This window comes from Qipengyuania gaetbuli, assembly GCF_020524765.1.
Classification (GTDB): domain Bacteria; phylum Pseudomonadota; class Alphaproteobacteria; order Sphingomonadales; family Sphingomonadaceae; genus Qipengyuania; species Qipengyuania gaetbuli_A.
This window is the reverse complement of record NZ_JAIVLR010000002.1, coordinates 284,630-304,253: the sequence shown is the minus strand read 5'-3', so window position 1 is coordinate 304,253 and position 19,624 is coordinate 284,630. Positions and strand designations below refer to the sequence as shown.

26 protein-coding genes are annotated in these 19,624 nt (G+C 64.4%); 13 read left to right on the top strand and 13 right to left on the bottom strand.

Annotation, left to right across the window (positions count from 1 at the left end; genetic code table 11):
- Positions 1-66: 66 nt before the first annotated feature.
- On the top strand, positions 67-372 hold the full coding sequence (locus tag LC083_RS10020; protein WP_160606190.1) for a hypothetical protein: 306 nt from the start codon (positions 67-69) through the stop codon (positions 370-372).
- Between the two features lie 66 nt (positions 373-438).
- Here the strand turns inward: LC083_RS10020 and LC083_RS10015 are convergent, their stop codons facing one another.
- Positions 439-1,536 (bottom strand): helix-turn-helix domain-containing protein, encoded by a 1,098-nt coding sequence (locus LC083_RS10015; protein ID WP_226700276.1) that lies wholly within the window; start codon positions 1,534-1,536, stop codon positions 439-441.
- A gap of 197 nt (positions 1,537-1,733) precedes the next feature.
- On the opposite strand from LC083_RS10015, the gene LC083_RS10010 reads away from it, so the two are divergent.
- Genes LC083_RS10010 through LC083_RS09985 form a run of 6 tightly spaced genes read left to right on the top strand, consistent with a single transcriptional unit; the run spans position 1,734 to position 5,028 of the window.
- Complete coding sequence (locus LC083_RS10010) at positions 1,734-2,516, top strand: hypothetical protein (RefSeq protein WP_226700275.1); 783 nt, start codon at positions 1,734-1,736, stop codon at positions 2,514-2,516.
- Between the two features lie 19 nt (positions 2,517-2,535).
- Positions 2,536-3,153 carry a hypothetical protein gene (locus LC083_RS10005; RefSeq protein ID WP_226700274.1) on the top strand — a complete coding sequence of 206 codons (618 nt, stop codon included), beginning with the start codon at positions 2,536-2,538 and terminating at the stop codon, positions 3,151-3,153.
- 59 nt (positions 3,154-3,212) lie between these two features.
- The gene (locus LC083_RS10000; protein WP_226700273.1) at positions 3,213-3,683 is read left to right on the top strand and encodes a hypothetical protein; all 471 of its coding nucleotides are present in this window, start codon (positions 3,213-3,215) and stop codon (positions 3,681-3,683) included.
- Positions 3,684-3,703: 20 nt separating this feature from the next.
- Positions 3,704-4,018 (top strand): hypothetical protein, encoded by a 315-nt coding sequence (locus tag LC083_RS09995; protein WP_226700272.1) that lies wholly within the window; start codon positions 3,704-3,706, stop codon positions 4,016-4,018.
- Positions 4,019-4,021: 3 nt separating this feature from the next.
- Complete coding sequence (locus LC083_RS09990; RefSeq protein WP_226700271.1) at positions 4,022-4,471, top strand: META domain-containing protein; 450 nt, start codon at positions 4,022-4,024, stop codon at positions 4,469-4,471.
- A 23-nt stretch (positions 4,472-4,494) separates the two neighbouring features.
- On the top strand, positions 4,495-5,028 hold the full coding sequence (locus LC083_RS09985; RefSeq protein WP_226700270.1) for a hypothetical protein: 534 nt from the start codon (positions 4,495-4,497) through the stop codon (positions 5,026-5,028).
- 6 nt (positions 5,029-5,034) lie between these two features.
- Here LC083_RS09985 and LC083_RS09980 read toward each other — a convergent pair whose 3' ends face one another.
- From LC083_RS09980 to rpsU, 8 genes are all read right to left on the bottom strand, one after another.
- The gene (locus LC083_RS09980) at positions 5,035-5,271 is read right to left on the bottom strand and encodes a hypothetical protein (protein ID WP_224832070.1); all 237 of its coding nucleotides are present in this window, start codon (positions 5,269-5,271) and stop codon (positions 5,035-5,037) included.
- Between the two features lie 106 nt (positions 5,272-5,377).
- The gene (locus LC083_RS09975) at positions 5,378-7,540 is read right to left on the bottom strand and encodes a S46 family peptidase (protein WP_226700269.1); all 2,163 of its coding nucleotides are present in this window, start codon (positions 7,538-7,540) and stop codon (positions 5,378-5,380) included.
- Positions 7,541-7,670: 130 nt separating this feature from the next.
- Positions 7,671-8,129 carry a tRNA (cytidine(34)-2'-O)-methyltransferase gene (locus LC083_RS09970; protein ID WP_226700268.1) on the bottom strand — a complete coding sequence of 153 codons (459 nt, stop codon included), beginning with the start codon at positions 8,127-8,129 and terminating at the stop codon, positions 7,671-7,673.
- 10 nt (positions 8,130-8,139) lie between these two features.
- Positions 8,140-9,645 (bottom strand): Asp-tRNA(Asn)/Glu-tRNA(Gln) amidotransferase subunit GatB, encoded by a 1,506-nt coding sequence (gene gatB, locus LC083_RS09965; RefSeq protein ID WP_226700267.1) that lies wholly within the window; start codon positions 9,643-9,645, stop codon positions 8,140-8,142.
- Positions 9,636-11,117, bottom strand: a complete 1,482-nt coding sequence (gene gatA, locus LC083_RS09960; protein ID WP_226700266.1) for an Asp-tRNA(Asn)/Glu-tRNA(Gln) amidotransferase subunit GatA — start codon at positions 11,115-11,117, stop codon at positions 9,636-9,638. The genes gatB and gatA overlap by 10 nt, the downstream gene beginning before the upstream one ends.
- Positions 11,117-11,419 (bottom strand): Asp-tRNA(Asn)/Glu-tRNA(Gln) amidotransferase subunit GatC, encoded by a 303-nt coding sequence (gatC, locus tag LC083_RS09955; RefSeq protein ID WP_160606178.1) that lies wholly within the window; start codon positions 11,417-11,419, stop codon positions 11,117-11,119. Before gatC ends, gatA begins: the two co-directional genes overlap by 1 nt.
- Before the next feature lie 50 nt (positions 11,420-11,469).
- Positions 11,470-12,033: an FKBP-type peptidyl-prolyl cis-trans isomerase gene (locus LC083_RS09950; protein ID WP_226700265.1), complete on the bottom strand. Its 564-nt coding sequence runs from the start codon at positions 12,031-12,033 to the stop codon at positions 11,470-11,472.
- Positions 12,034-12,111: 78 nt separating this feature from the next.
- The gene (rpsU, locus tag LC083_RS09945) at positions 12,112-12,318 is read right to left on the bottom strand and encodes a 30S ribosomal protein S21 (protein WP_006834591.1); all 207 of its coding nucleotides are present in this window, start codon (positions 12,316-12,318) and stop codon (positions 12,112-12,114) included.
- 204 nt (positions 12,319-12,522) lie between these two features.
- On the opposite strand from rpsU, the gene crcB reads away from it, so the two are divergent.
- The 6 genes from crcB to LC083_RS09915 are packed head-to-tail and all read left to right on the top strand — an operon-like array spanning position 12,523 to position 16,218.
- A complete protein-coding gene (gene crcB, locus LC083_RS09940) occupies positions 12,523-12,933 on the top strand; it encodes a fluoride efflux transporter CrcB (protein WP_222554481.1) in 411 nt (136 codons plus the stop codon).
- A complete protein-coding gene (locus LC083_RS09935; RefSeq protein ID WP_226700264.1) occupies positions 12,930-14,078 on the top strand; it encodes an RluA family pseudouridine synthase in 1,149 nt (382 codons plus the stop codon). The genes crcB and LC083_RS09935 overlap by 4 nt, the downstream gene beginning before the upstream one ends.
- Entirely contained in the window at positions 14,078-14,677 is a 600-nt protein-coding gene (locus tag LC083_RS09930) for an FMN-binding negative transcriptional regulator (protein ID WP_226700263.1), read from the top strand. The genes LC083_RS09935 and LC083_RS09930 overlap by 1 nt, the downstream gene beginning before the upstream one ends.
- Complete coding sequence (locus LC083_RS09925) at positions 14,674-15,327, top strand: HAD-IA family hydrolase (protein ID WP_226700262.1); 654 nt, start codon at positions 14,674-14,676, stop codon at positions 15,325-15,327. Before LC083_RS09930 ends, LC083_RS09925 begins: the two co-directional genes overlap by 4 nt.
- Positions 15,320-15,529 (top strand): hypothetical protein, encoded by a 210-nt coding sequence (locus LC083_RS09920; protein WP_222554485.1) that lies wholly within the window; start codon positions 15,320-15,322, stop codon positions 15,527-15,529. The genes LC083_RS09925 and LC083_RS09920 overlap by 8 nt, the downstream gene beginning before the upstream one ends.
- Positions 15,526-16,218, top strand: a complete 693-nt coding sequence (locus tag LC083_RS09915; RefSeq protein ID WP_226700261.1) for an ATP12 family chaperone protein — start codon at positions 15,526-15,528, stop codon at positions 16,216-16,218. The genes LC083_RS09920 and LC083_RS09915 overlap by 4 nt, the downstream gene beginning before the upstream one ends.
- Positions 16,219-16,345: 127 nt before the next feature.
- On the opposite strand, the gene LC083_RS09910 is transcribed toward LC083_RS09915, so the two are convergent.
- The 4 genes from LC083_RS09910 to LC083_RS09895 form a co-directional block, all read right to left on the bottom strand.
- The gene (locus LC083_RS09910; protein ID WP_226700260.1) at positions 16,346-17,002 is read right to left on the bottom strand and encodes a DUF2490 domain-containing protein; all 657 of its coding nucleotides are present in this window, start codon (positions 17,000-17,002) and stop codon (positions 16,346-16,348) included.
- Positions 17,003-17,018: 16 nt separating this feature from the next.
- Positions 17,019-18,083, bottom strand: a complete 1,065-nt coding sequence (locus tag LC083_RS09905; RefSeq protein WP_226700259.1) for a calcium/sodium antiporter — start codon at positions 18,081-18,083, stop codon at positions 17,019-17,021.
- Positions 18,084-18,187: 104 nt separating this feature from the next.
- A complete protein-coding gene (locus tag LC083_RS09900) occupies positions 18,188-18,862 on the bottom strand; it encodes an OmpW/AlkL family protein (RefSeq protein ID WP_226700258.1) in 675 nt (224 codons plus the stop codon).
- Between the two features lie 135 nt (positions 18,863-18,997).
- The gene (locus LC083_RS09895) at positions 18,998-19,600 is read right to left on the bottom strand and encodes a phosphoribosyl-AMP cyclohydrolase (protein WP_226700257.1); all 603 of its coding nucleotides are present in this window, start codon (positions 19,598-19,600) and stop codon (positions 18,998-19,000) included.
- Positions 19,601-19,624 lie beyond the last annotated feature (24 nt).

Here is a 19,624-nt window from a genome sequence, read left to right as displayed (position 1 = left end):
TAGCGCCGATGTCACCACCACCGTTTCGGTCCGCAGGTGCGGGCCAGCCAATTGAGGAGAATACGCATGTCCGTAGCCGGTACCTATGACACCATCGTCAAGAGCCCGATGGGCGACCAGAAGGGCACCTTCACCGTCGTTCCGGGTGACGATGGCTCCAGCTTCACCGGCTCGATGGCCGGCGGCATGGGCTCGATGGACGTCAAGGACGGCACCATCGACGGCAACACGCTGAACTGGAAGATGGACATGACCGTGCCCATGCCGATGACGCTGACCTGCACCGCCACGGTGGACGGCAGCCAGCTGACCGGCAAGGTCAACGCCGGCGCATTCGGCGACATGCCGCTGACCGGCGAGCGCCAGGGCTGATCCCCTCAGGCAATTGCTTTCGAAAGGGGCCGTCGGAGCGATCCGGCGGCCCTTTTCCTTTTCGGCCTACCCCGCCCGCCGCAAGGGCGAGGCATCTTGGTCCCCGGCCGCATAAGCCAGCGCACGCCACTTGCCCGGCGTCATACCTGCCACCTTGCGGAAGGCCCGAACGAAGCTGGACGGCTCCGAATAACCAAGGCCCAGCGCGATCTCGGATACCGGAAGGTCGGTCGAGCGCAGCTTTTCCGCCGCCACCTGCACCAGCGCGTGGCCCGACAGGTCGCGCAGGGATATTCCGTCGGCAGCCAATTGCCGGGCAAGCGACCGGACCGAGGTCCCTCGCGCCTTCGCAAGTTCCGTCATCTGCGGTGCGCGGCCGCGTTCGCGCAACGACGCCAGCACAAGCGTGGTAATCTCGCCCTCGAGATTGCCGCCCTGCCGGTTCGCCCCCGCTGCGTTACCGCCGAGGTCGCGCATCAGGTTCTGCCAAGTCGACGCGCGGTACCCAGGGTTCGCCAGCCTGAGGGTCTGCGCTTCCAGCCGGACGAATGTTCTGTCCGCCCCTCTGCTGATGGTGACAGGAAGCAGCCCGTTGACGGCTTGCAGCAAGAGCGGGTCCACATGCACCGCTTCCACATAGGGCGAGCTTGCCAGGCCCTCACCGGGCGGTCCGAAGCGCGCAAAGGAATCGGCAATGCGCAGCACGAACAGCGTCGTCATGACTTCGACGAAACCTCGGAACTGCCCGAGCGCAGGATCGGCCGAAATGACGAAATCGCACCACGTCCCGTCGTCGACGAGTTGCAGGTCGAGCTGCGGATTGGTGCGATTGATGATCCGCGCAACGGCTTCGAGCGCAGCACCCAGGTCCGGAGCGCTGAACACAACCGTCTCGTGCGGAACGTAAGGCCAGTCGAGGAATTTGCGGATGAGCGCTTCCTCGCCGTGTAATTCCATCAAATTGCCGACCATCCGCAGGTCGTCGGCGACCGATACATTTTCCGTCGAATAGGTCTCCGCGGTCAGGCTCGTCCCGCGCCACAAGTCTTCGGGCCAGCCGAAGCTCGCTGCCCAATAGCGGGTAAGGCCGACCGGCACGGGAGCGGCCGCAAGATCGGGCCGCAGCGTCTCCAGCCTTTCGATCGACTCCTGCAACCGGTTCATCGTCCCCCTTCCCTCGTCAGGAATAAGAGAGTGCCGCAATGGCAGAAAATGTCAATCGATTGGCAGGAAGGGTCAATAGGAAGTCGGAAAAACCTCTGATACGCTGCGCAAGACTCGGAAAGGGTTAGAAAAAGACAGGGAAATTTTACGTCTCACGAGCCCTTCGGATCGCAAAAAAAGAAACTCAGGAGATCGTTATGAAAACCCGTATCGCGACAGCTGTCGCATTGGCAGCAAGCACGGCGCTCGTGGCCACGCCGGTTCTGGCCCAAAAGGCAAGCGCCCTGGTCGGGCTCAATGGCGCACCCGCTGCGAATGCCGAAAACGAACTGAGAAGTCTCGGGTTCAAGAACATCTCCAGCCACAGGGGCTCTGGGGGCTTCGTCAACAGCTACTGGTGGAACGAACGCGGCGACAACTGCGTGGTTGTCGAATCGCGCGACGGCCAGGTCATGACCGTGAACGACGCGACCGATCAGGATTGCGGCCATCATAAGGGTAGCGATGCCGGTGCTGCCGTTGCCGCCGTGGCAGGAGCTGCGATCCTAGGCGCCCTGCTGAGCCACAAGTCGCACCACCGCGAAGGCAAGCAGTACGACGAGACACAGACGCCCGAATTCGAGCGCGGCTACAAGGACGGCCTCTACAACGGCGCGTACCACAATTATAACCGCAACGACGCCTACTCCCACGGTTACTCGAAGGGTGTCGAGGAACGCGAAGCTAACTTGAGCCACCACTATAACCGTGGGGGCTATGTCCAGACCGCGCGTTTCGATGACCTGCAGGGCGCACGCGCGGCAGGCGGCATGGACACGCTGGAGCGGCGCGGTTTCCGCCAGGTGGACAATTTCACCAGCGGCAACACGCGCTATTCGATCCAGTGGAACCGCGACACGCGCCAGTGCGTGCAGGTGACGATCGCCGACGGTCACTTCTACGACCTGCGCGACATCGGCCGCCATCCGCAGTGCCGCTGATCTGACGGGAGAGCAGACGATGCGGTATGCATTCATCGTGGCGGGCGCTTCGGCGCTCGCCCTCTCCGCTTGTGGCGGCGCGGCCGAAGACACTTCCGAAGCCGAAGCGCCGGCCGAAGAGCTCGCGGTGATCCCCGAAACCCTCGCCCCCTTCGGCGACGGGTATCCCAACCCGGGCGATCCTTGCGTCCGACTGGGCGAAAGCGAAGCGACCTCGAACTATCTCGACGACAGCGCCGTCCTCGTCGGCTGCCCCAGCGAAGCGGCGGCGGAAGCCGTGGGCGGGGAAATCGTCGGCAATGTCGAAGGCGTGAGGCTGGTCAGCGTACCGATGGGCGATGCCAATGCTGGCATGGTGTCACCGGTCGGTGAAAACGGCCCCGCGGAAGCGCCTGCTCCGGCCAAGGCTGCCGAGGTCAAGATCCGCGGCGCGAACAGCCTCGAAAGCAAGTGCGCTGCCAAGGTCGGCCGCGAAACGGGTGCGCCCGTGATCGGGACCAACCGGATCGAGGAATCGGAAGCGGCCATCGCCATCTACATCAACGTGCAGGGCGGCGAAGCGCCGTGGCAATGCCTCGCCTATCGCGACGGGACGATCGGCGACATCATGTACACGGGCAGCGAAGGCGCCATGTAATCGGGTGACGGGGCGGCGGGCGGTTTACGCACCCCGCCCCGGCCCAGCGGAGGGAAACCATGCGTAGATTCATCGTAACCGGCGCGCTTGCCATTGTGCTGGCCGCATGCGGAGGCGCGGCAGAAACGGAAGATGCAGCCCCGGCGGAGACCGAGATCGCTGCGGACGCCGGCAGCGAAGCTGCGCAGCCGGCCTATGGCGAAGGCGATGCGCTCGTCGCCGGGACCGATTACAATGCCACCACCCTCCTCAAGTGCGGCTTCGACAATGCCGCGCCCGAGCAGACCTGCGAGGCGGGCATCAAGCGCAACTGGGGCGAGGAAGGCCAGCACCTGATCGAGGTGTCGAAGCCCGACGGTTTCAAGCGGGCGATCTTCCTGCGCGGCACCGAACCCTATGGCGCAGACAGCGCGCAAGCGGACGGTTCGGCCGGATGGGACTTCGCAACCACGCGTGACGGAGACATGGTGACGGTCAAGTTCGGGCCGGAAACCTACGTGCTCGTCGATGCGATGGTGACGGGCGGATAAGCGACCAAGCGGAGGAAATCATGAGCAAGACTGTAGTCGGAATTATCGCCTTCATAGTGGGCATCCTGGGTGGCGTCTTTCTCGCCGCGCCGCTGGTTGGAGGAACGATGGCCGGAGTTGGCGCAGGCGTTGGAATCGCCACAGGGATATGCTCGACCGCCCAGGCGGCACAGGAACTCGGCTATCTGACGCCAGAGCAGCTAGACGAGGTGCTCAACAAGGCTGCCATGGACGTTTCGGGCAAGACCGAAATTCCGGAAGGCGAAGAAGTCGCCAACAGTGCAGCGGCCTGCGAAAAGGTCATGGCCGAACTCGCAAAATCGAAGGAAGGATGAGCGATGACGCATTCGCATCTTTACCGCATGGCAGCGCTCGGGGCGGCTGGGCTGGCCCTTGCCGGCTGCGAATCCTTGCCGGGTAATGTCTACCACCCGTTGAACGGCACGACATGGCGTCTCGTCGATGTTGAAACTTCGGGCACGTCCACGCGCCTCAACCCGGAGCTCCAGGCACGCCACACGCTGACGTTCGAGCGCGGCGGAAGGGTGAATATGCAATTGGATTGCAACCGCGGGTCGGCCAGTTGGGAGGCTACGCTGCCCCAGACCTATAACGGTTCGATCAGCATCTCGCAGGTCGCCGCGACCCGCGCTTTCTGCCCTGACCCGACATTCGGGGAAGCGCTGGCTGCGGATCTGCCGAGTTCCAGCGCCTACACGCTGACGCCCGACGGGCGAGGCCTCGTGATCCGCACTGCGCGGATCGTTTACGCTTTCGAGCGAAACTGACGGCTATGAAGAACAGAGGGCGGATGCGAACCAGACATGCCACCGTGCTGGCGGTATCCGCCCTCTTCCTTGCATCCTGCACCCAGGCGCGTGCGGAAAGCCCTTCGCCGCCACCTGCGCCCGACTGGGATTTCGTCGTCTTCGAGGTGAAGAGCTGGGGCGGTCCGATCACATCGTGGCGTATCCTGCCCAATGGCGGGGGCAGCTGGACCGAGGCTATCCGTCCCGAAGGTCAGCCACCGACCGCGCCCGCTTCGCAGGCCTGGCACGAGATCGAGCCCGAGGCGGCCAATTACATCAAGCTGGAGTCAATCCTGCGCAAGCTCCCGAGCCCGGCACCCGATTTCAACGACTGCGACAATCGTATGAACGACATGGCCTATGGCACGCTACGCCTGACGCGCGGAGCCACCACGACCGAGATCGCGTGGAACGAAGGCTGTCTCGACGACGATTACCAGGATTTCATGGGCATCTTGCGCGAAGCGGACGAGCATATGCGCGCGCTCGGCAAGGCTGCACCTGTCAGCCGAGTGGAGCCGCCCGAAGGCGGCTGACAATCCTCAGCGTTTCCAGAGCCAGTACAGGATCGCGGCGTTGATCGCCGGGGCGAGGATGGCGAGCCATGCGCCGGTCAGCCCGATCTTGTCGCCGAGGATATTCCACGGCAGCCCCAGCGGCATCAGGAAGACACCCGAAAGCGGATCCTGCTCCTGCCCGAACCAGCCGAAGGTGCCGACCGCCAGCAGGAACAGCGCCACCACGTAAAGCACCACGAAAACGATGAAGACCCACTTCATGAAACCGCCCTCCCCGAAGTGGCATGAAGCTATGTCATTCGCGCAGCAATGAAAAGGCCCGCCGGATCGCTCCGGCGGGCCTCTGTCGTTTACGGAAGGACGGTCGTTAGTCGACGATGTCCATTTCCTCGATCAGGCCCTGCGCACCGTCGACCTTGTCCATCACCCACAGCATGTAGCGGGTGTCGACATGGATCGTGCGCGTGGTGCGCGGATCGAAGTCCCAGTCGGAATTGACGCTTTCGAAGGTGCCGTCGAACAGCAGGCCGACCAGCTCTGCGCGCGCGTTGAGCGTGGCCGAGCCGCTGTTGCCACCGGTGCTGTCGAGATCGGACAGGAAGTTGACCGGCACCGAACCGATACTGTCGAGCTTGTACTTGCCGTAATCCTTCTCGCGGATTTCCTTCAGCTGCTTTTCCGGAGCGTTGAAGGGATCGATGCCCGTGTCCTTTTCGAGGATGCCTTCCAGCGTGGTGAACGGCAGGTAGGCCATGCCGTCACGCGGCGAACCGCCGAGCACGGTGCCGTAGGTGACGCGCAGGGTGGAGTTGGCATCGGGATAGGTCGTGATGCCCTGCGAACGCTGCCACTGCATGATCGCGTCCATGTAGGCCGGACGCAGCGCCTGTGCACGGCCTGCACGCTCCTCGCCCTCGGCTTCCTTGGCGCGCTCGTATGGATAGAGCGCTACGGCCAGCTTGACGAAGGGATCGTTGCTGGCCTCGAAGGTCGCCGCATCGGCTTCCATCAGCGACAGGCGGGTTGCCGTCTCGTCCAGCGTGGTGCCGGCGTAATAGGCGTCCAGCTTGTCCGACAGCTGCTGCGTGGTCATGCCCGGCGTCAGGCCGAGCGCCTTGTCGAAGACAGCCACACGGTTTTCCTCGGGCTGCTTGATGTAGGTGCTCAGGAACATCAGCCATTCCGCCTTGTCGACCGAGGCCTCGTAGCGGCGATCGAGCGCCTGCAGGCCCTGGCGGAAGAAGGTCATGTCGCGGTCCTGGTAGCCCGGATCGCGCAGGGCGTTTTCCTTCTCGCGTTCCTTCGACAGGCGATAGAGACGCTGGGCTGCCGACAGCAGCGCAGGACGCGTGGCGTTGTTGTACCAGAAGCTCTTGCGCGCTTCGGCAGCGCTTTCGACCGTGAGAGCCTGAAGGCCCGAGATCGCCTCGCCGTAACCGGCGCGCGACTTGTCGGCGGCAATCCATGCAGCCAGCGCTTCCTCACGCTCGCGGCGGCGATCGACGAGGCCGACACGGCGCGCACCTTCGATCTGGCCGCGCAGGTTCTTCTCGCTGTTGTTGAGACCGGCGAGGCGCGATTCGTACTTCACGCGCGCGTCCGACCCTTCGGGTGCGGCTTCCTCGATCGTGTCGATCCAGTCGTTCAGCAGCGTGACGAAGGTCGGGTAGGACCAGTCGAAGGTGTTCTCCACCTCGGCCAGCGTCGCATAGCGCTGGGTTGAGCCGGGGTAGCCCGCAGCCATGACGAAATCGCCGTCCTCGAGCCCGGCAGCGCTCACCTTCAGGTGATGCTCCGGCGCGTAGGGCACGTTGTTTTCGGAATAGTCGGCCGCCGAACCGTCGGGCGCGACATAGGCGCGGTAGAAGGCGAAGTCGCCCGTGTGGCGCGGCCACATCCAGTTGTCGATGTCGCCGCCGTACTTGCCGATCGAATCCGCCGGAGCGTAGACGAGGCGCACGTCGCGCACTTCGAGGCGCTTGATCAGCGTGTATTCCGCACCGCCGTAGAAGCTAGCGACCTGGCAGCGATAGCCGGCCTCGGCCTCGCATTCGGCGGTGATGTCCTTCATCCGCTGCTCGAGCGTCTCGTAACGCTCGGTCGCGGACATGGCGTCGACGCCGTCGCGCATGCGGCCGGTCACGTCGGTGATCTCGGTCGTCACGTAGATGCGCGAGCCGGGAGCGGCAGGCAGTTCATCCTTGAACGCCTTCGCAAGGAAGCCGTTTTCGAGATAGTTGTTCTCGGCCGTCGAATTGTACTGCACCGAACCGCGCGCGCAGTGGTGGTTGGTGACGACGAGGCCTTGCGGCGAGACGAAGCTGGCCGAGCAGCCGCCGAGCGACACGATCGCGCCCATGGGGAAGCCGGTCAGGTCCGACAGGGCTTCGGGATCGATTTCCAGACCCGTTTCCTTCAGGTCCTTGGCGATTTCGGGCAGCTGGCCGGGCGTGAACATCCCTTCCTTGGCGGCAAGCGGTGCGGTTGCGGTGCAGGCAAGCAGCGCCGCAATCGTTGCGGTCTTACGCATGTAGTTACAGTCCCCTCAATTGTGCGCACGAACGGCGCAAGAACGGCAAAGGGGCTATGCTTTCCAGAGGCTTGGAGCAAGCGCGGGCTCGCCGAATGACATATGCGCCCGACGAACGGGCGGCGGCGCATCAAATGATGTGCTTGCGCACCGCCTGGTAGGCCGCTGCAGCAACGGTATTGGCCAGATTGAGCGAACGGACCTTGTCCGAGCGCATCGGCAGGCTGACCATCTGGTCGCGGTGCGCCTCGACGATTTCGCCCGGAATGCCCTTCGTCTCGCGCCCGAAGACGAGATAGGCATCATCGGGGTAATCCGGTTCGTAGAAATTGCGCGGGGCATATTCCTCGAACAGGAACATCTGGTCGCTGCGCGGAGCCCGTTCGGCAATGAAGTCCGACCAGCTGCCGAATTCGACCAGCCGGATATGCGGCCAGTAGTCGAGGCCGGAGCGCTTCACCCGCTTGTCCGAAATCTCGAAGCCGAGCGGGTGGATCAGGATCAGTTCCATGTCGAGCGCGACGCAAGTGCGCCCCACCGCCCCGGTGTTGCCGGGTATCTCGGGCTGGACGAGGACGATGGAGGTCATCGCCTTGCGCTCAACCGTCGAGCTTGTCCTTCAGGATCTGGTTCACCACCGCCGGATTGGCCTTGCCCTGCATCGCCTTCATCGTCTGGCCGACGAAGAAGCCGAACAGCTTATCCTTGCCGCCGCGGTATTCGTCCACCTTGTCGCCATTGGCCGCGATGATCGCGTCGATCGCCGCCTCGATGGCGCCGGTGTCGCTGACCTGCTTTAGGCCCTTCTCGTCGGCAATCGTCTCCGGATCGCCCCCGGTCTTGAGGACGATCTCGTAGATCTCCTTGGCCTGGCCGCCGGAGATGTCGCCTTTGTCCTGCATGGCGAGGATCTTGGCCTGCGCTTCGGCGGTGGCGTTGGCCGGATCGGCTTCGTCGCCCAGCGATTTCAGGACGCCGGGTGCGACCGAGAGCGCCCAGTTGGCGACCTGCGTAGCGACCTTGGCCTCGGGCTTGCCGATCTGCTTGGCGGTTTCGGCCAGCAGCGTTTCGAAGCGCGCGAAGGTTTCGACCTCTGCGGTCAGTTCGCGGGCATTGTAGGGCGTCAGGCCCAGATCGTTTTCGTAGCGGGTGCGCTTGGCATCCGGTAGCTCGGGCAGCGAAGCGCGGCATTCCTCGAGGAAGCTGTCTTCCAGTTCGAGCGGAAGCAGGTCCGGATCGGGGAAGTAGCGGTAGTCATGCGCATCTTCCTTGGAACGCATGGTCCGCGTGGTGCCGGTGTTCGGGTCGAACAGGCGCGTTTCCTGGTCGACCGTGCCGCCGTTCTCGATCACGTCGACCTGGCGGTTCGCCTCGTATTCGATGACCTGCATCACGAAGCGGACCGAGTTCACGTTCTTGGTCTCGGTGCGCGTGCCGAATTCCTCGCCCGGGCGGCGGACCGACACGTTCACGTCGGCGCGCATGGAGCCTTCTTCCATGTTGCCGTCGCAGGAACCGACATAACGCAGGATCGAGCGCAGCTTGCGGACATAGGCGCCCGCTTCGGCAGGGCTGCGCATGTCGGGCTTCGACACGATTTCCATCAGCGCGATGCCGACGCGATTGAGGTCGACATAGGACATGGTCGGATGCTGGTCGTGCATCAGCTTGCCCGCGTCCTGTTCGACGTGGATGCGCTCGATGCCGATGACCTTGTCTTCGGGAATGCCGGCCTTCTCGTCTGCCTCGATCAGCAGCGAGCCCTCGCCCACCAGCGGGTGGTAGAGCTGGCTGATCTGGTAGCCCTGCGGCAGGTCGGCGTAGAAGTAGTTCTTGCGATCGAAACGCGACCACTTGTTGATCTGCGCCTCGATCGCCATGCCCGTGCGCACCGCCTGGCGGATGCATTCGCGGTTCGGCACGGGCAGCATGCCCGGCATCGCCGCGTCGACGAGGCTGACCTGCGTATTCGGCTCGGCACCGAAGGCGGTGCTTGCGCCCGAAAACAGCTTGGCGTTCGAAGTGACCTGCGCGTGGACTTCGAGGCCGATCACGACCTCCCATTCGCCGGTTGCGCCCTGGATACGGTAAGTGCTCACCACCATTTCTCCGGCTGAGCGTTGAAGTTTGCGCGGTTCTGGATCGCAAGACCTGCGTTCAGCACGCCCTGTTCGTCGAACGGCTTGCCGACCAGCTGGAGGCCGAGCGGCAAGCCATCGGAATTGAGCATGGCGGGCACGCTCATCGCCGGGAGGCCTGCAAGCGAGGCCGGCACCGCGAAGACGTCGTTCAGGTACATCGTCAGCGGGTCTTCGTTGAGCGAACCCAGCGGGAAGCTGGCGGTCGGCGTGGTCGGCGCGAGGATCACGTCGCACTGGGTGAACCCCTGCTCGAAATCGCGGGCGACCAGCGTGCGGATCTTCTGGGCCTGCGTGTAATAGGCGTCGTAGAAACCGGCGCTGAGCACATAGGTACCGATGAGGATGCGGCGCTTCACCTCGTCGCCGAAACCGGCGGCGCGGGTGGCGGCATACATGTCCTGCAGGCCTGCACCCTCGGGCAGTTCGCGCAGGCCGTAGCGCACGCCGTCATAGCGCGCGAGGTTCGACGAGGCTTCTGCCGGGGCGACGATGTAATAGGCGGGCAGCGCATACTTGGTATGCGGCAGCGAGACGTCGACGATCTCGGCGCCTGCATCGCGTAGCCATTCCTTGCCCTGTTCCCAGCTCTTGAGGATTTCCTCGTCGGTGCCGTCCATGCGGTATTCGCGCGGGATGCCGACCTTCTTGCCCTTGAGGTCCGCCGACAGCGCGGCTTCCCAATTGGGCACGGGCATGTCGAGGCTGGTCGCGTCCTTCGGGTCGAAACCGGCCATGGCTTCGAGCATGATCGCGCAATCCTCGACGCTGCGGGCCATTGGGCCGGCCTGGTCGAGCGAGCTCGCGAAGGCGACGACGCCCCAGCGGCTGCAGCGGCCGTAGGTCGGCTTGATGCCGCAGATGCCGGTGAAAGCGGCGGGCTGGCGGATCGAACCGCCGGTATCGGTGCCGGTGGCAGCCGGCGCAATGCGCGCGGCGACCGCGGAGGACGAACCGCCCGAGGAGCCGCCCGGGCTCATCGCGGCATTGGTGCCATCTTTCTTCCACGGCGAATTGACGTTGCCGAAATAGCTCGTCTCGTTGGACGAACCCATGGCGAACTGGTCGAGGTTGAGCTTGCCCAGCATGCCAGCGCCTGCGTCCCACAGGTTCTGCGAGACGGTGCTTTCATACTCGGGCTCGAACCCTTCGAGGATGTGGCTGGCCGCGGTGGTCTGGACGCCCTTGGTGGCGAACAGGTCCTTCATGCCGATCGGCACGCCGCCCATCTTGCCCAGCTCTTCGCCCTTCGCACGCTTCGCGTCGGTCGCGTCGGCAGCAGCCAGCGCGTGGTCGGGCGTGGTAACGATGAAGGCGTTGAGTTCGGCCGCTTCGGCCACGGCCGCGTTGAAGGCTTCGGCTACTTCGCGCGCGGTGAAGTCGCCGCCGGCCACGCCGTCGCGGATCTGCTTGACGCCAAGCTGCGTAAAATCGGTCATTATTCGATCACCTTGGGCACGCCGAAGAAACCGTGTTCGGCGGCAGGGGCATTGGCCAGCACGTCGTCGCGGCGACCGCCGGCAGTGTGCGGGTCGGCATCGACCACGTCGTCGCGCAGGCGCAGCGTGTTGGGGATGACCGCGGTCATCGGCTCCACGCCTGCAGTATCGACCTCGCCCAGCTGCTCGACCCAGTCGAGAATGCCGTTGAGTTCGGGGACCATGCGATCGAGCTCCGCATCCGCCATGCGAATGCGTGCCAGCGAGGCGATTTTCGCCACTTCTTCTCGGGTAACGGACATGGCCGCGCGTTAGCCGCGAGAGCGGCGCGCTTCAAGCGGCCAATGTGCCCTTATTCGACGGGCGCACCCTCGGGAGCGGCCTGGCCCTGCTGTGCCTGCATCTGCTGCTGGAGCTGCATCAGGCGCTGCTGCGCTTCGGGCAGCGGCATGATGTCGATGATTTCGACTTCGAACACGAGGTCGGCATCCGGCGGAATCGGCGATCCCGCGGGGGGATTCGCGCCGTAGGCCTGGTCGGCCGGGATCTCGATGCGGTACTTGCCGCCTTCCTTGGTCTGCAGCAGTCCGTCGACGAAGCCCTGGATCAGGCCGCCATTTTCCTCGAGCGGGAACGGCGTACCGTCAGGGAACACGCCCGGCGGGAACGGGCTGGGCTGCGACCGATCGAATTCGGTGCCGTCGGTCAGCGTGCCGACATATTTCGCGAAGACCACGTCGCCGATCTGCGGCGAAGGACCGGTGCCTTCGGTAATCACTTCCACATCGAGACCCTTGGGCATAGCGGCCCAGGCAAGGCCGCCGCCGATCAGTATGGCCACGATGACGCCCAGCCACAGCTTGGTGAGCGAGCCCTTGGCGATGGGCTGGAGGGGAACGCGGGTGATCTCGGTCATGGAAAATTCGTCCTGATACGCAAAGGGCGCGGATTTCTCCGCGCCCTCATGGCTTGGCTTGGAAGCTAAGGCAACGGCTTACTTGATGCCGTCACGCTCCATGCGCTTGCGCTCGAGCTTGCGGGCGCGGCGAACGGCAGCAGCCTTTTCGCGGGCGCGCTTTTCGCTCGGCTTTTCGTAGTGGCGACGCAGCTTCATTTCGCGATACACGCCTTCACGCTGCAGCTTCTTCTTGAGCGCGCGGAGGGCCTGGTCGACATTGTTATCGCGAACCATGATCTGCATAAACTTCAATACCTCGACTATCGGGCCAGAGCCCGCATTTGCGGGGTTTGCCTCCTTGAATAGGGTTTCGCTCTTTCAACGAAAAGCGCGCCGAATCCCTTTCGGACCGGCTCGAACGGCGCGCACATACGGATTCTTCCTACAAATGGCAAGCCTGCAGTGCCGCCTTTCGCAAACCCGCGCGAGGCGCTAGGGCTGCGCGCAATGTCGACCCTCTCCCCATCCATCGCCACGCTCTACGTCGCCCTAGGCGGCGGAGTCGGTGCCGCGCTGCGTTACCAGACCGGCCGCGCCATGACGCAGTGGCTCGGCGCGCCGATCATGGGCGCCTTCCCCTTCGCCACCCTCGCCGTGAACGCAGTCGGCAGCCTCCTGATGGGCCTGCTGGCCGGCTGGCTGGTCAGGAGCGGCGGCGCGATGAGCGAACAGGCCCGCCTGCTGCTCGGCGTGGGCGTGCTGGGCGGTTTCACCACCTTCAGCGCCTTCAGCCTCGAGATGGTCCTTTTGATCGAGCGCGGCCAGTACCTGTTCGCAACGCTCTATGCCGTCCTGTCCTTTGCGCTCGGCATTTCCGGCCTGATGGTAGGCCTTGCGCTAATGAGGATGACGGCATGAATACCGCCGACGAAGTTCGCCAGTTCACTGTCGCACCCGACGATGACGGCATCCGCGTGGACCGCTGGTTCAAGCGCCACCTGCCGCAGATCGGCTTCGGCACGGTCAGCAAGTGGGCGCGCACCGGCCAGATCCGCGTCGACGGCAAACGCGTGAAGCCCGACGACCGGCTCGAACAGGGTCAGCAGATCCGCGTCCCTCCGGGCGGCAATGCACCGCACAAGAAGGCAAAGGCGCGCCGCGAACTCAAGCCCGCCGAGATCGAACAGGCGGCGGAAATGGTGATCGAGAAGACCAAGTCGGCGCTCGTCCTGAACAAGCCGCCGGGCCTTGCCACGCAGGGCGGCACCAACACCTTCAACCACATCGACGGCCTGCTCGACGCCTATATGGAAGATGGCGACGACCAGCGGCCGCGCCTCGTCCACCGGCTCGACAAGGATACGTCCGGCGTCCTGCTGGTGGCGCGCACGCCCGGCAGCGCGGCATTCTTTTCCAAGCGGTTCTCCGGTCGCAGCGCCAAGAAGATCTACTGGGCGCTGGTGGTCGGCGTGCCGGACATCCGCGAAGGCGTGATCGAGGCCCCGCTTGCCAAGCAGCCCGGATCGGGCGGCGAGAAGATGCATGTCGACCACGAAGGCGGTGCGCCTGCCAAGACCAAGTACCGCGTGGTCGAGAGCGCGGGCAAGAAGGCCGCGTGGCTCGAATTGCAGCCGATGACGGGCCGCACCCATCAGCTGCGCGTCCACTGTGCGGCGATGGGCCACCCGATCGTCGGCGACGGCAAGTACGGCGGCAAGGAGGCCTTCCTGACCGGCTCGATCAGCCGCAAGATGCACCTCCACGCCCGCCGCCTGATCATCGACAGTCCCGACGGCGGAAAGCTGGACGTGACGGCGGAACTGCCCGAACATTTCGCCGCCAGCATGGAGCAGATCGGCTTCGACGAGAAAGCCAGCGACGCGACGCCGATGCGCGACGACCCGCCGCCCAAGTCGCGCGAGGAAAAGAAGCAGCAGGCCCGCCAGCACGCCAAGAACTATCGCAAGGCGCGCAAGGGCGAGCGGCGCGGACGCGGCGCCGCTACGGCCAGCAAGCCCAAGCCGCGGGCGAAGCCGGCCAAACCGCCCAAGGGCAAGCGCTGATGCATCCAAACCCGCTGTTCCGGAGCGAGGACAGGGCCCTGTTCGAGGCGCTGATCGACGAAATCGGGTTCGGCATGGTCTTCCACACCACTCCGGACGGGCCGCGCGTGGCGCATGTCCCGCTGCTGTCCACCGGCGACGGCGCGGTGCAGTTCCACCTCGCGCGCGGCAATGCGCTTACCCGCCACCTCGACCAGGCGACCGCGCTGGTTACCGTCAACGGCCCCGATGCCTACATCAGCCCGCGCTGGTATGACGAGCGCGACACCGTCCCCACCTGGGATTACGTCGCGCTGGAAATGGAAGGCCGCGTGCGGCGCATGGACGACGAGGGCCTCGAAGCCCTGCTCCACGCTGTCATCCAGAAATTCGAGGGACGGCTTGATGGCGAAGGCTGGTCGGCGGACGAATCGAGCGAGACCACATGGTCGCGCCTGTTCAAGGGCATCGTGGGCTTCGAAATGGAAGTTCTCGCCTGGCGCCCGACCTTGAAGCTGTCGCAAAAACGCACTCCGGCCGAGCGCGAACGGATTGCCACGGGCCTTGAAACGAGCGGCAGCCCCAACCTTGCCCAGCTGATGCGGAGCTTTGCGGCATGACGCGGCTTGCCGTCTTCGATTGTGATGGCACGCTGGTCGACGGCCAGGCCGCCGTGTGCGAGACGATGGAGCGTGCCTTCGGGGCGATCGGCGCGCCGCCTCCCGACCGCAACGCCATCCGGCGCACCGTCGGCCTCAGCCTGCCCCTCGCCGTACGCCAGCTGATGATGGACGGTCGCGAGGTCGACCGGCTGCAGGTGGTCGAGGCGTACAAGCGGCTGTTCCGCGAAACGCGCCTTTCGGGCGCCCTGCACGAACCGCTGTTCGACGGCATGGCCGACCTGCTCGAGCGGCTACACGCAGATGGCTGGCTGCTCGGTGTAGCCACGGGAAAGAGCGACCGTGGCCTGCATTCCTGCCTCGATACCCACGGCATCAAGCACCGCTTCGCCACGCTGCACGGCGCGGACCGCTATCCCTCCAAGCCGCATCCCGCCATGCTGGAGGCCGCGCTCGCTGAAACGGGTGTCGATGCGGGCGATGCGGTGATGATCGGCGACACGGTCTTCGACATCCACATGGCCTGCGATATCGGCGTGCGCGCCATAGGGGTCGACTGGGGCTATCACGACGCCGAGGAGTTGCTCGGGGCAGGCGCCGTTGGCGTCGCGCAGACCATGGACGAACTGGAGAAACTGATCCGTGAGTGACGAAGACAAGGCCGCGCAGCGGTTCTGGCTGCTTCAAATCATCCGCCTGTCGGGCGCCGTGATGGTCCTGCTTGGCGTAATGGCCATCGCAGGCGCACTGCCCTGGCCGCAGATGGTCGGTGTGGTGCTGCTGGTGGGCGGCGCAGTGGACTTCTTCTTCATTCCGGTCCTCCTTGCCAAGCACTGGAAGCAGCACGGATGAAACGCTTCTACAAGGACGTGACCGTCGTCCGGACTGACCTTGGCTGGACGGTCCAACTGGATGGCCGACCGATCAAGACGCAGGGCGGCAAGCCGCAGGTTCTGCCAAGCGAGACCTTGGCGGAAATGCTCGCAGCCGAATGGCGTTCGCAGGGCGAGACGATCGATCCCTCGACTTTCCCGTTCCGCGATATGGCGGACTATGCGCTCGACGTGGTGGCAAGCGATCCCCAACCGGTGGTCGAGAAGCTGCTCGGCTATGCGGAAACCGATACGCTTTGCTACCGCGCCGATCCGGAAGACCCGCTCTACCACCGGCAGCAGGAAATCTGGGAGCCGCTGCTGACCGCTTTCGAGGCGCGCGAGGGAGTGACCTTGCATCGCGTCAGCGGCGTGCTGCACAAGCCGCAGGCTGCAGCTTCGCTGGCACGGCTGCGCGAACGACTGGCAGGGCTCGGCGCGTTCGATCTTGCCGCACTTGAACAGCTTACCTCTCTTGCGGCCTCGCTCTTCATCGGGCTCGGCGCGCTCGAGGGGAACTCGGATGCGGAAGCGCTGTGGGCCGCCGCCAATCTCGAAGAAGAATGGCAGGCAGATTTATGGGGCCGCGAAGAAGAAGCGGAAAAGCGCCGCGCCAAGCGGAAGCGCGATTTCCTGGCCGCTGTCGAGTTTGCGCGGGTCGCTGGCTGAGGCTTGCCGACCCGGCTTGCGGCCATTCCGACCGGTCAACCTAGCATCCGCGTGAAGGCCGCCCCGGCCCTGCACCTTCGACGGAAGCTCGAGCCCACCCGCCAGCATCGGCGCGCCGATCTGCTCGCTAGAATGTGTATTCAATGCCGATCAGGGGCGCATGGCCGATTTCATCCGGCCCTTCATCCTCGAAATCCTGTTGGCGCAAGTACGACAGGCCGAGCGTAAGGTTCTCGTTGACCTCGTACTCCACGCCGACTGTCGTACGCAGGCCCGTGATGCCCGTATCGCTATCGACATTGTTGCCCCGCAGTACCCAGAAGAGTTCGGCATCGGCTCCTGCGGACCAGCGGCCGTCGGCGGTCAGGTCGAACCCCACGCCAAGCCGGGGCCGAAGGCGCAAGCCCATCCGATCGGCTCCGTCGACGAAGCGCTGCTCCAGTCGTAGCCGTGTCTTCAGGATGCCGTGACTGGTGGAAAGCTGCTGCATCGTGCGAACTTCGTTCGATCCGCCGTCGTTGATGCGGTACTCGACCGCACCGGCCAGGGTGGCGTTGTCGGCAATGTCCTGCTTGACCCAGCCGCGGAAGAAGTAAGTGTCCACCCGGCCGTCGCCTTCCGAACGGAAGCGCTGGGCGGTTTCGAGCTCGAAAGCCGTGTCGTTATCCAGTCCGACTTCGACCGAAGGGTTGAGCCATAGTTCCGCGGCGTCATCGCTGGCGTAAGCGGTCGACGGGGTTGCCGCCAATGCCACCGATGCAAGCATAATGCCTTGTTTTCTCACCTTGGGTATCCTTCGATTATGCTTGGGTCGGGATCAGGAGATGCTGTGAGGCTTGCGACGCCGGCAGCGGCGCCTGCGTTTTGATGGGGTCGTGAACCGCAGGAGCGGCAAGCAATGCTGCGACATAGGCCGCGTACCCCACGATCAGGACGATACCGGCCGGCCGGCCGAAACGCTTCCAGGTGAGGCTCACGACCAGGACCGCGATCGCAGTCGCTGCCATTACGCCGAGATCGAAGGGAAAGAGCGTCGCCGGAATGGCAGCCGGACTAACAACCATCGTGACGCCCCCGATCCCGAGAATATTGTAGATGCAGGAACCGACAACGTTTCCGAAAGCGATTTCGGCTTCGCCTCTGCGCGCAGCTACGACCGAGGTAACGAGTTCCGGGAGCGAGGTTCCGATCGCCACTATCGTGAGGCCGATCACCGCCTCGCTGAGGCCGGCGATCCGGGCCAGGTCGATCGCTCCGCTCACCAGGAAGCGCGCACCCAGCATCAGCAGAGCCAGTCCGGCCAGTAGGAGCAGAGCGGCCTTCCACCAGCTTTCCCCCTTCTGGTGCAGGGCAGTATCGGTGATTTCCAGCGCCTGCTGGCGGTCGAAAGCCGCCGAGTGGACGGCGTCGGCTGGCACCACACGCTCGTCGCGGTAGCAGCGCACGATATAGACGAAGAGGCCGGCCACCATTGCAAGGCCGATCCATGCCCCGTGCCAACCGGTCGCAGCCAGACCCAGAAGCCCCAGCGATGCCGCGACACACACGCCGGTATCGCGAAGCAGGTTCCCGCCGCGCAAGAAGATTGGGGTAATCAGGGCCGCAAAGCCCAATATCACCAGTACGTTGACGATATTCGAGCCCACGATGTTGCCCCACGCAATTGCGGGCGAGCCTGCCATGGCCGCTTCCACGCTGGTCATCAATTCGGGCGTCGAGGTGCCGAACCCGACAATCACCAGCCCCACAATGAGCGGCGTTACACCTGCTTTTTCGGCGAGCCGGACAGCGCCGCGCACGAGCAGTTCGCCCCCGATCAGCAATCCGGCCAGGCCGACGACAAGGAAGGTAATTGTTTCGAACATGTTGGGAGATGGCCCCGGCTCGATGACTGGAAGGCGCTAAGGCCGAGGACCGAAAGGACACCGCGCGGATTTGCACGGTGTCCTTGTCGGGAGGATTAAGATTGTCAGAAGCGATAGGCGAGGCCGGCACTGAGAACCCACGGATCAAGATCGTGTTCGCTCTGCAGCGCAACGGTCTGACCCGCACTGAAAGTGGCTGTCGTGCCGACGAAGTAGCGCTTGGCGTCGAGCGAGAGGCCGAGTCCGCGATCGTTCAGCGCGATGTCGACACCGCCCTGCAGCAGGAAGCCGAATTCGTCCGACAGGTCGACATCGGTCGCGCCGAGTGCAGCAGCGTCAGCGCCGACATCTTCCGAAAAGATCATGAAGTAGGTGGCGCCGGCGCCGAGGTAGGGCTTGATCCCGCCGCCGAGGTTGAAGTGATACTTCGCCGTCAGGCTTGCAGGCAGGATGATCGCATCGTCGATCAGTTCCGCGCCTTCCAGAGCGCCCGCCCCGGTGACGTCGTGCGGCGTGACGCAGCAGATCGTCTCGAGCGAGAAGTTGGGCGACACGAAGTACTCGATCGCGACGGTCGGCACGACCGAATCCGAAGCTTCGGTCTGCGAATCCGCGGGCAAGCCGATGAGGTCGGTCTCGACCTCGGTGATGGCACCATCGGGCAGAACGCCCGTGACGAAACCCTTGATCTGGATATCGCCGGCTTCCTGAGCGGCGGCAGGCGTTGCGAAAGGCAGCGCAACTGCGGCGCATGCGAGAAGGTAACGGGTCTTGAACATGGGGGAGGTCCTGATGCGGCCTTTGCCCGATCCGCGAGCTGTGCGGATGGGGCCCTGGCTCTCTTGCTTGGGGGGGTGGCCCCGGCGCGCCCTTGGGGAGGGGAGTTAGCGCGCGCCGGAGCCGGGTTGGCTCGCTTAGTCAGCCGAATACGGCAGCGAGGAGTGGTGGACCACGATGCGCAGCTTGCCGTCCGGACCGCGGACATAGCCCCAGGTCTTGTCGACCGTGGTGCGATTGCCCTTGGCGTCGATCACCGTCACGTGGCCCATCGAAGTGGCCGAGTTGCCAGTGATGAGGATGCCGGCATTGTCGATTTCGAACGAACGCCAGCCCTTGAGCGCGAAGCCGCCGTCCTGGGCGAACTTCGGATCGCCGCCCACGAAGTAGGACACAGCGCCGTCACGCGACGTACGGAAGGTCTGTTCGCCTTCGCCGTTGGCAAGGGTCGGCTTGAACAGCACGGGGCCGAGATTGTAGCCGTAAGCGCTGTCGATGATCTCGCCTGCCAGCTTCTTGGCGGCTGCGTGGCCCTTGTTGTCGTATTCGGTTGCGATGGCGACCAGAGCGTTGCCCCAGGCCTGCTGCGCGGCAATGACTTCGGCTTCCGTGATCGGTGCGTAGGTTGCGGTCGATACGGTCTTCTTGGCACCATGGTCATGTGCTGCGACAGGTGCAGCGATGGCAGCGAGCGGAAGGGCGGCGGCGAGGCCGAGGGCCTTGATACGGGTAAGCTTCATGTTTCGTCTCCTGTTAGCCTGCGC